This window comes from Marixanthomonas ophiurae, from assembly GCF_003413745.1.
Taxonomy (GTDB): domain Bacteria; phylum Bacteroidota; class Bacteroidia; order Flavobacteriales; family Flavobacteriaceae; genus Marixanthomonas; species Marixanthomonas ophiurae.
Window position 1 is genome coordinate 41,837 of sequence record NZ_QVID01000001.1, and the last position, 14,857, is coordinate 56,693.

The window sequence follows — 14,857 nt, forward strand, 5'->3', positions numbered from 1 at the left end:
GTTATGTTGAGAGGTTTGGTTCTTTAATTTTTTGTAGCTAAAACTTTAGTTTTCTTCGGTTTCTACCGAAGCATTTGTTTTTGCTTCAGCAGCTTTTATCTTGGTCAATTCAGCTTTGGCTTCATCTACAATTTCCGTGAAATCACTGAAGTTTTTTATCAAACTATCTAAAATATAAGTGGCTTGATAGGCATCTTTTAAATCATAAAAATTCTTCGCCATTAGTAACAATCCTTTTGCTCCGTATAGTTTATACCCAGGATAATCTTTGGCCAATCGCTGCACTGATTCATTTGAAGCTTTCAAACTTCCTTCTTTTCTTTTAAAATAAGCATCATAATACAATGCTTCAGCAGCTAATTCGCCGGTTGCTATTTTGCCAACCTCAGCATATGCTTTCTTAGCCTTTGCTTCGTCATTGGTTTTCATTGCAGAACGGGCAATAATTACCTGCGCATCACTTTGAATGCTATTGTCAATTTTTGAATTCTGAAGTACTTTTTCAGCATAATTAACCGCTTCAGCATATTGTTTTAGCTCGTAGCTGGCTTTCATACTATTGGTTTGTGCAAAGATGATATTCTGTTGCGAATCGGCACTTGTCTCCAAGCGCTTTAAATAACTAAGGCCTTTTTCGTAGTTATTTTTACCCAGATACAATTCTGAAATTCGCGCTAAAGCCGGTTCTGTAAATTCACTTTGTTCTCGAGAAACCACATATTCATAATGCGGAATGGCTTTTTCTGTTTCTGTTTCAGCAAAATACAACTGACCTAAATAAAAGTGCGCATCTAAGGCATTTTTTCCATTTGGAAATTCTTTTAAATACGCTTCAAAACGAGTGATCGCTTGACTGATTTTATTCTCTAAATACGGCTTTTCAGCAGCTTGATACGTAGCATCATCAAGTTCACTATCTTCTACCGAAACATAATCTAACGTATTTACCCAATTGGCATATTGATCTACTTGCCCTTTATCTATGTAAATAATTTTTGCCGAAGAAACAGCTTGCACAGCTTCTGGCGTGGAAGGATATTCACTAGCTACCTGCTTAAAAATAGCCAACGCTTCATTACTTCGTCCGGTATTGTCTAAAATCAACGCTTTTTTCATTAATGCTCTTGGTTTATAAATACTTTTCGGGATATTTTGAACCAAGTTATCATAGATTCTCAATGCCTCGTTGTTTTTATTTTGAGATACATAAGTGTTTCCCAATTCATATAATGCATCGTCTCGATATACCGATTTTACATACGTTCGTAAGAAATTTTGCAACCCTTCAATTTTATCTTCGGTTCTATCGACAAAGCCATAACTGATTGCTTTTTGAAATGCGGCATAATCTTCGTCTGTTGCACCAACTTCTATGGCTTTGTTATAATTTTCCATCGCCGGCCAGTATTGACTCGTCACAAAATAACTATCTCCCAATCGTAAATACGCATCTTGCTTTCGAGCACCGTTTGCCGATGAACTTTCTAAATATCCTTTAAAATTGGTAATGGCTTCGGAATAGTTTTTCAACTTGAATTGGTTGTACGCTAAGTTATACCGAGCATTGTCGTATTCTGGAGTTGAAGCTGCTTCCGGTAATTGTAAATACTGTTTGTAACCTATTGATGCTTCATCAAAATCGGATAGCTGATAATCGCTTTCGGCTTTCCAATAAGTCGCCCTCGCTGTATATTTTGCGTCGCGAGGTTCTTGTAAGGATTTATTGAACAATGCTTTAGCTTCGGTATAATTTCCTGCATTGTATAATTCTACGCCACGAAAAAAAGCCACTTTTTGGTACGCTAACTTATTTTCAAATGCCTTATTATTTTCCAACAGCTCCATCGCTGCCTTGTAATTTTTTGAAGTGATGTACGAGTCGATCAACAAATTTTGCAACGCTTCGTTGTTCTTGTTATTTGGATAGGTTTCAATAAATGACAACAACACTTCGGGTGCGCTCTGGTAGCTGTTTCCTATTTCGTAACTCAGTTTTGCATAATTTAAAAACGCATCTTCTTTAATTTCTGCTGAAAAATCCATTTCCGAAGCATTTTTAAACGCATTTAGCGCCTGCTGCTTTTGGTCTAACTTTAAATAGCTTTCTGCTAAATGATAATACGCATTTTGTGCTACGGAATTATTTCCGTCGATAATTTTGTTAAATTCGTTAATCGCGCTCTGGTAATCACCTTGCTTGTAATACGCGTAGCCCAATTGGTAGTAATCGGTATTATTCCACTTGCCGCGTTTTCCTTTGTATTCTTTTAAATATGGGATGGCTTCGGCATACTGACCCAAATTGAAATAGCTTTCCCCAATGATTTTAGAAAGTTCGCTGCGTTCCTGCGGACTTGAGGAATCGTACTGCTCCTTCCCTAAATCAATTGCTTTTTGAAAGTCTCCCAACTTAAAATTCATATCGGCTTGATAGTAGGACAAATCTTCGGCGTAGCGTTCATCGCCTTTAATTTCTTCAAATTTTTGATTTGCCTGTTCGTAATCACCGCCTTCATATGCAATATACCCTAAGTAATATTTGGCTTGCGAACCGTATTTTTGAGAGGCAGAAACCCGATTGAAGTATTTTTTAGCTTCGCTGTATCGTTTATTTTTAAAATACGCATACCCATTATTAAAATTGTAGGTTTCCATTTCGTTACGACTTAAGCTGCTTTCATCTACTTTATCGTACCATTTGCGAGCATACGAATATTTTCCGTTTTCAAAATAATAGTTGGCTACGTTAATATAGGCATCGTTGCGTTTGATACTGGTTGGATAGTCTTCCATAAACGCTTCCATTAATTGATCGGCATCCTGCTGGTTCAAACGGACAGCACAATTGGCAATATAATATGCGCAATCGCCTTCAATAGTTTCTTCATCTGTAGCAGATTTTACTTTTGAAAACAACGTTTGAGCAGCCAAAAACTGATTGTTATTATATAATTCAATCGCTTTGTTGTAATCCACTAAGGCGTTTGTTAATGCAGCGGTTTGCTGTGAAAAAGCGATCGTGGAAATAAATAGAAAAACAGTAAATGCAAACAAGGTTCTGCGCATGGGCTTGAGATTTTTGATAACAAAATTACATTATTGTCTTAACCTGTAACGAAAGTTGCTTGCGATAATTATGTTTTTAAGAAACCTTTAGCAACCTCTCAAAAAAATCAAGTACATTTATGTTTCATTTTAGAATTCATACGCAGATGAAAAATATATTTTTTGCATTTCTCATACTACTTACAACCCTTACCGTGACCGCGCAACGCAATCCGTTTAAAAATTTGAACGAAAAAAACGGAAAAATTGGCATTGGTACCGAACAGCCAGACGAACTATTAACCGTTAAAGGCAAAATACACACCCAAGAAGTATTGGTCGATTTACAAGGCGCCGTGGCCCCCGATTATGTGTTTAAACACTATTTTGAAGGTGCTTCGGAAGTAATGCCAAACTACCAGCTTCTTACCTTACCTGAATTAGAAAGCTATCTAAAACAGCACATGCATTTACCTGAAATCCCTTCTGCTGAAACCATGGAAAATGAAGGCATGTCGTTAAAAGAAATGAACTTGTTATTACTGAAAAAGGTAGAAGAGCTTACCATTTATACGCTTCAGCAACAAGAAGAGATTGAAAAGTTGAAAGAAACAATTTCTGAAGATTAATGAAGTTATACTCTAAAATCATTTTGACAATTCCAGTAGTTATTGGATTGATTTATACATTAACGTTTTTCAGTGTTGATTTTTTTCTTTGGATTTCGAAAAATATCGCTCCTTTTGAATACCAAACCTTAACTGTCGGAATTATTATCTACCCACCAATGATTTACATCATTTACAGGCTTTGGTCTTTCAAAAATATAGAAAAAGAAATCAAATGGAATTGGACCTTTCTTTTAATACTCTTTACTATTGTGACTATGCCGATGTACATATGGAAAAAAGATGACGAGTTATTTAAAGAAAACAAACATAATACTATTACGTAAAGAAAAAAATATCAACTCTTGCAGTTCGTTATATTTCAAGCTACATTTGAAACAATAAAAAAACTCCACTATGTCGCAACCGGTTTTAGAATTAAAAGACGCCGCTATTTACCAACGAGAAAACCTGATCTTATCTGATGTTTCCGTACGGGTTGAAAAAGGGGAATTTGTTTATTTAATTGGAAAAACTGGAACTGGGAAGAGTAGTTTTATGAAAACCTTGTACGGCGACCTACCATTACAAGAAGGAAAAGGCGAAATTGTAGGCTACGATTTGCCTACCTTAAAAGAAAAAGACATTCCGTTTTTACGAAGAAAATTAGGGGTTGTTTTTCAAGATTTTAAATTATTGAACGACCGTACCGTAAAAAAGAACTTGCACTTTGTTTTAACCGCTACTGGCTGGAAAGACAAAAAAGAGATGGATGCCAAAATTGATGAAGTTTTGGGAAAAGTAGATATGAAAACCAAAGCGTTTAAATATCCGTATCAACTTTCTGGCGGGGAACAACAACGTGTAGCGATTGCAAGAGCTTTATTAAATGATCCAGAATTAATATTAGCCGATGAGCCAACCGGTAACTTAGACCCACAAACCAGCGTAGAAGTAATGGAAGTATTGCAGGAAATAAATAAAAACGGCAACACTATTTTAATGGCCACACACGATTATGCCTTGTTGTTAAAATACCCTTCCAAAACCTTAAAATGTGATGAAAATCAAATTTTTGAGGTGGTACAGAAGACGGTTTAGGTTAGAGGTTAGAGGTTAGAGGTTAGAGGTTAGAGGTTAGAGGTTAGAGGTTAGAGAAAATAATCTTTATTTTTCAATGTCTGGGATTCTCTACTTCAATTTTCTCTTTTTTACCGGTATCTTCGATACGTTTTGAAAGCAATCGAAATTGGAAGAAAAAACAAGTTGGTTTGGCTTTCAAAACACTCAGACACCTTATTCGGTCTAAAAAGTAATCTCCATAAACTCGCAGATCAACTCTACTTTTTCAAAATACTCGGATCCCGCAGTTGCAAATCACACCCTTTTTCCAGAGTTGGATCGATTTTTAGATGAATGCTTCCTTCGGCATTGGGTTTGAGTACCGTGTTTTCAGAAAGGACAATTTGGTTTTTCGACGTTAAATTAAGCATCGCAGCATCTGTAAATTGTTGGTCTTTTAAGATTGTTTTTTTAGAATAGGTAGTCAGTTTGAAATCCGACCGAGAGAAGTTTTGATTATCAATCGTTACTGTTTCATTATCAGAAACCATTTGATAAATCATTTCTACCGCATCACCAGTTTGCAAAGCACCAGCACCGTAATTTCCTTTGTATTTCATATTATCGCCAATACTATCAATATTCCAAGCGCTAAGTTTTAAAATGCTTTCCACTTCATCTGTAGGTAAACATGGGTATAAAGAATACATAAGGCCTATAGTTCCTGTAACTAATGGAGCCGTAGGAGAACTGGCTTCCCAAATATATTCAATTTCATCTTCGAACATCCACTTTGAGATACGGAACTGCCCAGATGATGGTGCTACCAAATCCACCTCAGAGTTTAAAGTAGTTAATGAAACAGGGTAATTATATGGGCCAGTGAGCGCTTCTTTATCTTTAAATCCCAAGGTCCTGCCCAAATAACCACGAATGTTTTCTCCATAATAGTTTCCTGTTTTGCTCAATAGTGTATGGTCTTCGATAGTTTCATGTTTATAGCTTATAGATGCTACCGAAATTACATGGTTATAAGATGCAGGATAATATAATTTTTCACCTTTTGTTTTAGACCAATCAGCATTTCCAGCTGCTGCAACGATAATGGTTCCGTTGTTATACATTTCGTCAATAGCATCTTGGGCCGTTTGATAGAATCTAGTACTTACCCAACTACAATTTATCACTTTGGCACCAGCTCGGGAAAGTTCTAACAATTGATTTAGATCTTTAAAATGACCATAATCTGTTGCATAAATAGAACAATCGTAACAAACCCCAGGCACGCCATAACCGTTATCTCCTTGTGCAGCGGTAATTCCCGCTACTCCATTACCGTGACCCTTAGAAAGTGATGATGCTCTGAATACTTTCGTTTTTCCTTTAAATTCAGCATTTGTGGTATCTACAGAAGCATCGGCTATGCCTACGACAATACCACGCGAACCGGTTGTATAATACCATGCTTTGGGTACTTTTAAAAAGTCAAAATAATCCAGGTTTACTTGTACGCCTTTATTGGCTCCTATTGTACTAGTTAATCCGTAATCGTTAGGTTCGAATATTTTTTTATCTTCAGGAGCTATTAATTCGCCAGATTCAAAAAGATGATTTGTTTTTTGAAGCAAATCGGTCAATAAAGTTTTTTTATCCGCTATTACAAAAAAGGTTTTTTTTAGATTTTTATTCGTGGCTTTTTTGAAGGTTTTTTTGAATTCAAATATTTTATATTTCTGAAGTATATTTTTAAGTTTTGTATCATTTCCGTCGTAAACCAAATGATCATCGACTTTTGAAAATTTTGGTGCAAACAAAGAATCCTGTGCCCGTAAATACATCCAAGCTTTTTCTTGCGACAAAGAACAAAGTGTCACAAAACAGAAAAAAACGAAAAAGCTATACTTCATATTTACTGCTCTTTATCTTTTTTATAGACGTGTGGGTTTTCAGTAATTCCTTTTTTAAATACTTTTCGCACACCCATTCGTAAAAACGCATCAGCTTGAAGAATAACATCTTTTACCTTTTGACCAGGTCTGGCTCTAAAAGAAGTTACATGAAACTGATCTTCATTAGTTAAGGGAGTGTCTGAAAAATAGTAATTGGACACGCAACAACGTTCCCCATTGTGTGTCACCGGACTCACGCTATGCCACGATTTTTGGTGTGTAGCCATAACGGCCAACCTATTAAAACGGCTGTAGATGGTTATTGGGTCGTTATCCAATCCTTGTGGCCATACTTCTAAATGCCCACCATAACTATCTTCCCAATTTGGCGTAACATAGTACAATAAGTTCAATACTCGCCATTTATCTCTGCTTTTATCGTGTGAGTTATCTAAATGAGGGTTTAAAAAATTACCTTCAGCCATTAAAGAAATACCGCCGGCATATAAGTTTTCATCCGGCTCCGGGTTTTCAATACCGCATATTTCTCCTACTAATTTTACAATACGTTCATCTTGAAAGGCATAAATAATCTTTTCAAGCAACGGATTATATTGATTCATCTGTGCCGCTACATGCTTATACTCACGTAAACTTTTCTTTAAAACCATGGCCTCCTTTTTAGGAAAAGCATTGCTTATTCGTAAGGCAAGTTCATCAGGTAGTAAATTATCAATGTAGAAATAACCTATCGAATCTTTACTTTTTTCAAAATTTGAAATAAGCTGAGATTTATCTTCTAAGATGCGGTTATAGATTATATTTGCAATGTCCTGTGTTTTCATAGTCAATAACAAACAATTTAAGTGTTTAAGTTACCATTAAATGGTTAAAAAGATGTTTTTAAAACCTTAAAATTATACTTTTCTTCTGAAAGAAACGATGATTTCAATACTCATTCCCACATATAATTATAACATTGTAAAGTTGGTTACCAACTTGCATGGGCAATGCACCGAACAACCAATCGATTATGAAATCCTTGTTTTAGATGATTATTCTTCAAATAAGGAAATAAAAAACCATAACCGAATTATAAACAATCTAGACAAGTGTCGGTATATTGAAAGTAAAGAAAATAGGGGACGGACCGCTTCAAGGGAACATTTAGCAAATGAAGCTACGTATAATTGGTTGTTGTTTTTAGATGCCGATGTAATGCCTAAATACGAAGATTTTATGAACCGCTTTATTGAAAATTTGAATAAAGCTCAACTTATTTTTGGAGGGATAACCTATGCTGAAACAAAGCCTAGTGCAGATCTCATGCTACGTTGGAAATATGGACATTCTAGGGAATCATTAACCGTTTTACAACGAGATAAAACCCCTTATCTTTCGATTAATTCAGGATGTTTTTTAATTGAAAAGGAACCCTTTGTTTCAGTAAACAAGCATCTTGCTTTTAAAAGTTATGGACTTGATAATTTATTTAAACAGCTGTTAGAAAAGAGAGAAGTGAGTGTTCTTCATATTGATAACCCTGTATACCATTTAGGGTTAGAAAAAAACACGGTTTTTATAAAAAAATCGTTAGAATCTGTGGAAACCACCATTTTATTAGAAAAAAAAGGGTTGATAAAATCAGATTTGAGACCCATTCAAAAAACATATTTAAAAAGTAAAAAGTACGGGATTTTACCTCTTTTTAGAAAAATTATAACTCTTTTTGAAAAGCAATTGATTTCAAATTTCAACTCTAAAAATCCATCGTTATTTTTATTTGATTTGTATCGCTTGTATTATTATGATAAATTGAAAAGAAATGCCTAAGTTTTCAGTAATCATACCGCTTTACAATAAAGAACGGGACATCCAAAAGACATTGGATAGTCTCTTGTCTCAATCGTTTACCGATTTTGAAGCGATTATTGTGAATGATGGTTCGACCGATAAAAGTGAACACGTAGTAAAAGCTGTTAAGGACACTAGAATTAACTATTTCAGTAAAAAAAATGAAGGTGTAGGCCCCACTCGAAACTACGGCGTAGAAAAAGCCACAGCAGAATATATTGTTTTTTTAGATGCCGATGATTATTGGTATCCGTTTCATCTAGAAAACATAAATAATATTACCGAAAAGTTCCCAGAAGCGAAGTGGTTTGCTACCGCTTATAATAAAAAACACAATAAAAACTTAACCACTTCTATGATTTCTCCTATTTTAAAAAAAGGTGAAGGTTGGATAGGTTTGGTTGACGATTACTTTAAAAACAGTTTAGCTGATGCCCTAGCTTGGACTTCCGCCGTTGGGATGAAGAAAGGTTTTTTTGAAATGCTAAATGGTTTTGATACCTCCATTACCCACGGAGCCGGAGAGGATACCGATCTTTGGTTGCGGGCAGCATTAGCTTCTCCGTTGGCTTTTTCTACAAAAATTTCAGCTACGCATAATCTAGACGGAAGCAATCGAATTTCGCATACCAATACCTTAAAGCGCACGTATATGAACTTGGATACATACGAGGCTGAAGCCCTAAAAAACCCTTTTCTTAAACGGTATTTAGACCTAAACCGCTATTCGTTGGCCATTCAATATAAGCTGGCCGGAGATAGTGCTGCTTTTAAAAAATATGCAACAGCAATAGACCTAAAAAATTTGAATGCTAAACAACGTAAATTACTTAAACAACCTGCAACTGTATTAAAACTACTAGTTAAAAGCAAAGTGCTGTTCGAAAAGTTTGGACTTCGGTTAACGGCTTACAAATAATTTAAAATCTTCATACTCCCTAATATAATCGGCCTCATCAAATTCGCCAGAAGACAATACAATACATACCGAACCCGAAGAAAAGTTTTCAAGCTCTCGCCAAGTTTTAGTGTCGATTAACAACCCTTTGTTAGGTTTGTTCAAGGTCACCTTTTTCTTTTCGCTTCCATCGTCAAGGATTACGTCAAAACTACCGCTTACCGCAATTAAAAACTCCAACTGCTCTTTGTGTGCATGTCCGCCGCGACTAGAATCACTAGGAACATCATACAAATAATAGACCCGTTTTACCGAATACGGCAATACATCTTTTTCTATTACGGAAAGATTTCCTCTTCCTTCTTTATCTACTATTTTTGGAATGTCGATTATGCTACTTTTCAAAATTAAAGGTGTTTATTTTTTAATACCGTTGCCCATTTTTCAGCAATAGCATCCATGGTTAGATGCGAAATACTTTCTGGGGCACTCTCTTTACAGGTTTTATATAGATCTTCATCAAAAGCTAAGGTATTCATAGCTTCTGATAATGCTTCAACCGAATGATTTTCAATCAATAAGCCGTTGTTTTTATTGACTATGATTTCATCTGGCCCGCTTTCGCAATGTACGGAAAGTACCGGAGTACCCACTGAAAGTGCTTCAATTAAAACCATAGGAAAACCTTCGTACCTGCTTGTTAAGGTTAAATATAAGGCGTTTTTTACATACGGAAGTATAGCAGGGGTAAACGGATATAACGTTACTGTTTCGCTAAGCCCCATTTCTTGTATTTTTTGTTGTATAAAATCTACATCAGGACCATCACCTACTATTTTTAAATAAATATTACCTCCCGAAAGCTTTGAGGCCTTATAGCCTTCTAATAATAACGTGAAATTTTTAACTTTCTCTTCGATACGCCCCAAATAGAGAATGTATTTTTCTGAAAAAGGATTTTCAGTTTCCTTTTCAGAAAAGGGTTCAGAAGGGTTGTAAATAGTTATAGCTTTATTAGTTTCAAATTCAGTATTTATTTTTTCTGAAATAGCTTTTGAAACCCCAACCACAGCTTCTGCTTTATTAATCATTTTCTTTGCAAGCCATTGCTGTTTCGGAAAATACTGAAAAATATTAAAGCTATGCACCACATAAATAATTCGCTGTTTTTTATACAAATAGTGAAGGTAAAACAAATCTTTGGCTGCTGAGCCTCTACTGCGGGTGTCAATTATATAATCAAACTGTTCTTCTTTAAAAAAAGCTTTTAGTTTTTTAAACCGCGCCAATCGTTTTGAAAGCGTATCTGGTTCTGTTTTCAATGCTCCTAGATTGAATAATTTTCCTTCGTACGGATAATCCACCATATCGTTTAAGATAGCAATGGAGACATTAAAACCCTTTTTATGAAGCATTCTGGACAGTAACGCTGTGGCACGCTCTGCTCCTCCTCTTCCCAATGAAATAGCCACCAAACAGACTTTAATTTTTGTAGACGGTTGCTTACTGGCCATAAATAATTGTACTTTTGGTGGGTCGTTTCAGCAAATATAACGCATTTATGAAGATACTCCTCGTAGGCGAATACAGTCGGTTGCATAACTCCTTGAAAGAAGGGTTAACTGCAGTGGGGCACGACGTCACTATTATTGGTTGCGGCGATTATTTTAAAAATTATCCGGTTGACATTAAACTGAATAGAAAATACACCTCCGGTCTTGCTAAAAAGTGGAAAGTATTGCTCTACAAATTGTTCAATATTGATCTTGCTGCGGAAGCTATTAAAAAACAATTTTTTAGTCATTCTGAAAACCTAAAAGGTTACGATGTGGTGCAGCTTATCAATGAAAGTCCGTTGGGGGTTACGCCAAAAATTGAAAAGGAAGTAGTGTCTTTTCTGGCAGAACATAACAAAAAACTGTTTTTACTGTCCTGCGGAACGGATTACATCAGTGTAAAATATGCATATGATAAAAAATTCCGTTACTCTATTTTAAGCCCTTTGTTTGAAGGTAAAGTTTCAGAAAAAGAATTCGATCCTGTTTTAAAATACATCCAGCCGGAGTTTAAATCGTTGCACGAATTTGTGTTTCAGCATATTTCAGGAGTGATTGCTACCGATATGGATTACCACATCCCTATGAAAGGACATCCGTTGTATGTAGGGTTGATTCCAAACCCTATCAATACTGAAGAATTACCATATATTCCTTTCTCTGTTGAAGATAAAATTGTGATATTTCACGGTATAAACCGAAGTAACTATTACAAAAAAGGAAGCGATTATTTTGAAGCAGCACTTTCCAAATTAAACGAGAAGTACGCTGATAAAATTGAAATCATTACAGTAGAAAGTGTTCCCTACGCTGAATATATTGAACTCTATAACAAAGCTCATATTGTCTTAGATCAAGTATTAGGTTTTGATCAAGGGTACAATGCCTTGGAAGCAATGGCCAAAGGAAAAGTAGTCTTTACCGGTGCTGAAAAAGAGTTTGTTGAATACTACAACTTAGAAAAACAAGTTGCGATTAATGCATTACCCGATGCGCAAGCTATTTACAACGATTTGGAGCAACTGATTTTAAATCCATCGGAGCTTACTGGAATATCTAAAAATGCGCGGAAGTTTATTGAAAAAGAACATCATTTTATTAAGGTTGCTGAAAAGTATGTAGAAACTTGGCTAAACAATTAAAAAAGAGTATTTCTTTTCCTTTACAAATTAAGTTTCTATTTATTTTCTTCTAAATTTGCTTTCAAATACTAAAAAATTACATTTTGAATACTTCTATAATTTCAGATAAAGCAACCATTGGAAAAAATGTAACAATTGGAGCCTTTTGCATTATTGAGGACGGTGTTGTTATAGGTGATAATACAGTAATCAAAAACTATGTAGAACTTCGAAAGAACACTATAATCGGTGAGGGTTGTTATATAGATTCAAGGGTTTCTTCTTCTGGCGACTGTAAGGTTGGGAACAATGTAACAGTACGTTATGATAGTATTTTAGCTAGAGGTGTAAACATTGGAGATAACACCTATATATGTCCAAAAATGATGAGTAACAACCTCAACACGGAACATGAACAAATTGGCGGAGCTTCTATTGGAAAAAATGTATTTATAGGTACTAGCTGTGTGCTTCAACACGGTATTATTATAGGCGATAATAGTGTTTTGGGGTCACTTTCATTTATTAATAAAGATATCCCAGCTAACGAAACTTGGTTTGGAAACCCAGCTAAATTCTATAAAAAGAACAGTTAACGCTGCTTGATATTGTTACCAAATAATCTTATTTTGTTTTAAGATTTCTTTTTCGCTTTCCCAATCTCGGTTAAAATTATCCTTTATCTTTTTTGCAGGGATTCCACCTAATAAAATATTTTCTCCCAGATTACTATAATCTTTATTACACAAAGAGTTTGAAGCGATTACACAATTATTTGGGGTTTTTGTATGTAACATAATACTGACTTTATTAGATACCGCATTATAACTCCCTAATTCTATTTCACCATGTAAAGGATAATTCTCTCTTGTTTCAGTATTAAACATAGGATGTGAATTAGTATCTACTAATTGAGATTGATACCCGATACCAGCCCAGTTACCAAGCTTTATTTTATTGGTGCAAACAACTCTAACATCTGATCCGAAACAAGCCATATGACCCATTTCTAATACAGCGCCTTTTATAATTTTAATACAAACATCTTTGCCTATATGCACATTTCCCTTACAGATCATTTTTCCTTGTAAAAAAAGTTCTGCCGTTCCTTTAGAGGTTGATGGAAATTCAAAATGCTGCCCAAAACCTATCATTCCTTTGGTTATAGGTGCATCAATTATCATTTCTCCATCTAAATTCGAAAAACGGATTTTCCCGTAGAAAAAAACAGGAAGCTTTATTGCTGTAGAAAAAGGAAACATTTTTAAATTAAAATACCACGTAGCAAACCAGTTTACCGAAAGATCTAGCTTCAGCTTCTTTTTAAAATTTCTATATGTCATCCTTAATCCGGCCATTATTTTTTTCTTCTGAAAAAGTTTTGAATCAAATCCCGTATCGCTATTTTTTCGTCAATATTATAGACTGAAAAGATACTTGAAATTAGTATCATCACACTTAAGGAAATATATTTCAACACATCATCTTCTACAAACGACAGTAAAAACGAAAGAGTACAAAGTACGATAGAAATTCCGAAAATGTAATAAAACTCTTTTCTAAATGTAAAATTATAACGGTAATAAGTTATGAGCCAAATCACTATAAAATGAATAATAAAATAGATAAAATAACTAATCCCTAGGCCTTCAAGTCCCCAATAGGTGTATCCGATGATATTCATAACCACTAAAATACTATTAAACCCAATAGCTGTTTTGATAAATATTTTGGAGTCACCTTTCGCAATAATAATGTACCCTAATGAAAAGGAAACCGCTTTAAACAACATTCCTAAAATACCCCAACTTACAAATTGTACAGTTGGTGTAAACTCTTGACTATACAGCAATGTTATAAAAAAGGGTGCAAAAGCAACAAATATGACAATAATCGGGACAATAATTAACACTGCAACATACGCTTGTTCAAAAACTATGTTTCGTATTTTTTCAATGGCATTAGAAACTGCCGAAAGACGCGGAAAATAATCCGTACTCATTGCATTGAACACCAACCCTACGTATGTGTTTAAAATCATCATCCCCGCATTGTAATACCCAACCGAATCGACCCCACCTTCATTACTAATATAAATTTGAATAACATACGCCGCAATCAACGTTATTACACTACTTACACTCAACGTAACGCCCAAGTGAATCATCTCTTTCCCTTCGGAAAAGGCTTCTTTATTGGTCAGTGATACCTTTTCAACTTTGGTTTTGTTGGTGTAATACAGCGTAATCACAAAACTGATAAGCGAAGCAATGATAATAGCCGGTATGATGGCTTCTATTCTGAAAAAATAATATAACGGCACGGTTATAATAAGTCCAACCGTATTCCCTACTAAATTGGCTTTGGCCAAATTAACCAGCTTTTGCAATCCTTGTAAAATGGCCAAATTGCTATGTGTAAACTGTTTAAAAAGAAGCGCTAATGAAAGCCAAATAAACGAAACAGTATATTCTTTACTTTCAAAAGCTATTTCACTCAACCAAGGTGACATTATCATCATTAAAACAGCTCCAATAACTGCTGTAAACCAAACCAAGCGTTTTAAAACGTGAATTGTCCGGGCTACTTTATTGGCTTTATAATTTTCTTTGGCGTACGAAATATCCTTGACCGCGCTTCGATTAAGGCCAAGATTGGTAACAGCATCCACCACATTAAGGGTCGTGTTAAACAAGCTGGCAATCCCCATTCCTGTAGGACCGATAAACAACGCAATAAACTTAGACCGCACAATAGAAATAAGAATGTTGAAAACCTGAACCCCGCCAAATAACGAAGTGGCTTTCATAACATGCCTAAATGA

At 35.1% G+C, this 14,857-nt stretch carries 14 protein-coding genes; 7 read left to right on the forward strand and 7 right to left on the reverse strand.

Annotation, left to right across the window (positions count from 1 at the left end; genetic code table 11):
- Positions 1-45: 45 nt before the first annotated feature.
- The gene (locus DZ858_RS00200) at positions 46-3,066 is read right to left on the reverse strand and encodes a tetratricopeptide repeat protein (protein ID WP_117157571.1); all 3,021 of its coding nucleotides are present in this window, start codon (positions 3,064-3,066) and stop codon (positions 46-48) included.
- Between the two features lie 146 nt (positions 3,067-3,212).
- On the opposite strand from DZ858_RS00200, the gene DZ858_RS00205 reads away from it, so the two are divergent.
- From DZ858_RS00205 to DZ858_RS00215, 3 genes are all read left to right on the forward strand, one after another.
- Complete coding sequence (locus DZ858_RS00205; RefSeq protein WP_117157572.1) at positions 3,213-3,674, forward strand: tail fiber protein; 462 nt, start codon at positions 3,213-3,215, stop codon at positions 3,672-3,674.
- The gene (locus tag DZ858_RS00210) at positions 3,674-4,000 is read left to right on the forward strand and encodes a hypothetical protein (protein WP_117157573.1); all 327 of its coding nucleotides are present in this window, start codon (positions 3,674-3,676) and stop codon (positions 3,998-4,000) included. The genes DZ858_RS00205 and DZ858_RS00210 overlap by 1 nt, the downstream gene beginning before the upstream one ends.
- 70 nt (positions 4,001-4,070) lie before the next feature.
- Entirely contained in the window at positions 4,071-4,754 is a 684-nt protein-coding gene (locus DZ858_RS00215; protein ID WP_117157574.1) for a cell division ATP-binding protein FtsE, read from the forward strand.
- Between the two features lie 239 nt (positions 4,755-4,993).
- On the opposite strand, the gene DZ858_RS00220 is transcribed toward DZ858_RS00215, so the two are convergent.
- Together DZ858_RS00220 and DZ858_RS00225 are read right to left on the reverse strand one after the other, a co-directional pair.
- Entirely contained in the window at positions 4,994-6,574 is a 1,581-nt protein-coding gene (locus DZ858_RS00220) for a S8 family peptidase (RefSeq protein WP_158548327.1), read from the reverse strand.
- A 50-nt stretch (positions 6,575-6,624) separates the two neighbouring features.
- Positions 6,625-7,449 carry a 2OG-Fe(II) oxygenase gene (locus DZ858_RS00225; protein ID WP_117157576.1) on the reverse strand — a complete coding sequence of 275 codons (825 nt, stop codon included), beginning with the start codon at positions 7,447-7,449 and terminating at the stop codon, positions 6,625-6,627.
- 97 nt (positions 7,450-7,546) lie between these two features.
- Here DZ858_RS00225 and DZ858_RS00230 point away from each other — a divergent pair, with 97 nt between their 5' ends.
- Together DZ858_RS00230 and DZ858_RS00235 are read left to right on the forward strand one after the other, a co-directional pair.
- A complete protein-coding gene (locus DZ858_RS00230; protein ID WP_117157577.1) occupies positions 7,547-8,437 on the forward strand; it encodes a glycosyltransferase family 2 protein in 891 nt (296 codons plus the stop codon).
- Positions 8,430-9,377 carry a glycosyltransferase family A protein gene (locus tag DZ858_RS00235; RefSeq protein ID WP_117157578.1) on the forward strand — a complete coding sequence of 316 codons (948 nt, stop codon included), beginning with the start codon at positions 8,430-8,432 and terminating at the stop codon, positions 9,375-9,377. Before DZ858_RS00230 ends, DZ858_RS00235 begins: the two co-directional genes overlap by 8 nt.
- Here the strand turns inward: DZ858_RS00235 and DZ858_RS00240 are convergent.
- The gene (locus tag DZ858_RS00240; RefSeq protein WP_117157579.1) at positions 9,360-9,761 is read right to left on the reverse strand and encodes a sugar 3,4-ketoisomerase; all 402 of its coding nucleotides are present in this window, start codon (positions 9,759-9,761) and stop codon (positions 9,360-9,362) included. The genes DZ858_RS00235 and DZ858_RS00240 overlap by 18 nt on opposite strands.
- Before the next feature lie 2 nt (positions 9,762-9,763).
- A complete protein-coding gene (locus DZ858_RS00245; RefSeq protein ID WP_117157580.1) occupies positions 9,764-10,870 on the reverse strand; it encodes a glycosyltransferase in 1,107 nt (368 codons plus the stop codon).
- Positions 10,871-10,917: 47 nt separating this feature from the next.
- On the opposite strand from DZ858_RS00245, the gene DZ858_RS00250 reads away from it, so the two are divergent.
- Positions 10,918-12,054 carry a glycosyltransferase family protein gene (locus DZ858_RS00250; RefSeq protein WP_117157581.1) on the forward strand — a complete coding sequence of 379 codons (1,137 nt, stop codon included), beginning with the start codon at positions 10,918-10,920 and terminating at the stop codon, positions 12,052-12,054.
- A gap of 83 nt (positions 12,055-12,137) precedes the next feature.
- On the forward strand, positions 12,138-12,629 hold the full coding sequence (locus DZ858_RS15195; RefSeq protein ID WP_117157582.1) for a DapH/DapD/GlmU-related protein: 492 nt from the start codon (positions 12,138-12,140) through the stop codon (positions 12,627-12,629).
- 15 nt (positions 12,630-12,644) lie between these two features.
- On the opposite strand, the gene DZ858_RS00260 is transcribed toward DZ858_RS15195, so the two are convergent.
- Positions 12,645-13,295: an acyltransferase gene (locus DZ858_RS00260; protein WP_147309549.1), complete on the reverse strand. Its 651-nt coding sequence runs from the start codon at positions 13,293-13,295 to the stop codon at positions 12,645-12,647.
- Positions 13,296-13,390: 95 nt separating this feature from the next.
- Entirely contained in the window at positions 13,391-14,842 is a 1,452-nt protein-coding gene (locus DZ858_RS00265) for an O-antigen translocase (RefSeq protein WP_158548328.1), read from the reverse strand.
- Positions 14,843-14,857 lie beyond the last annotated feature (15 nt).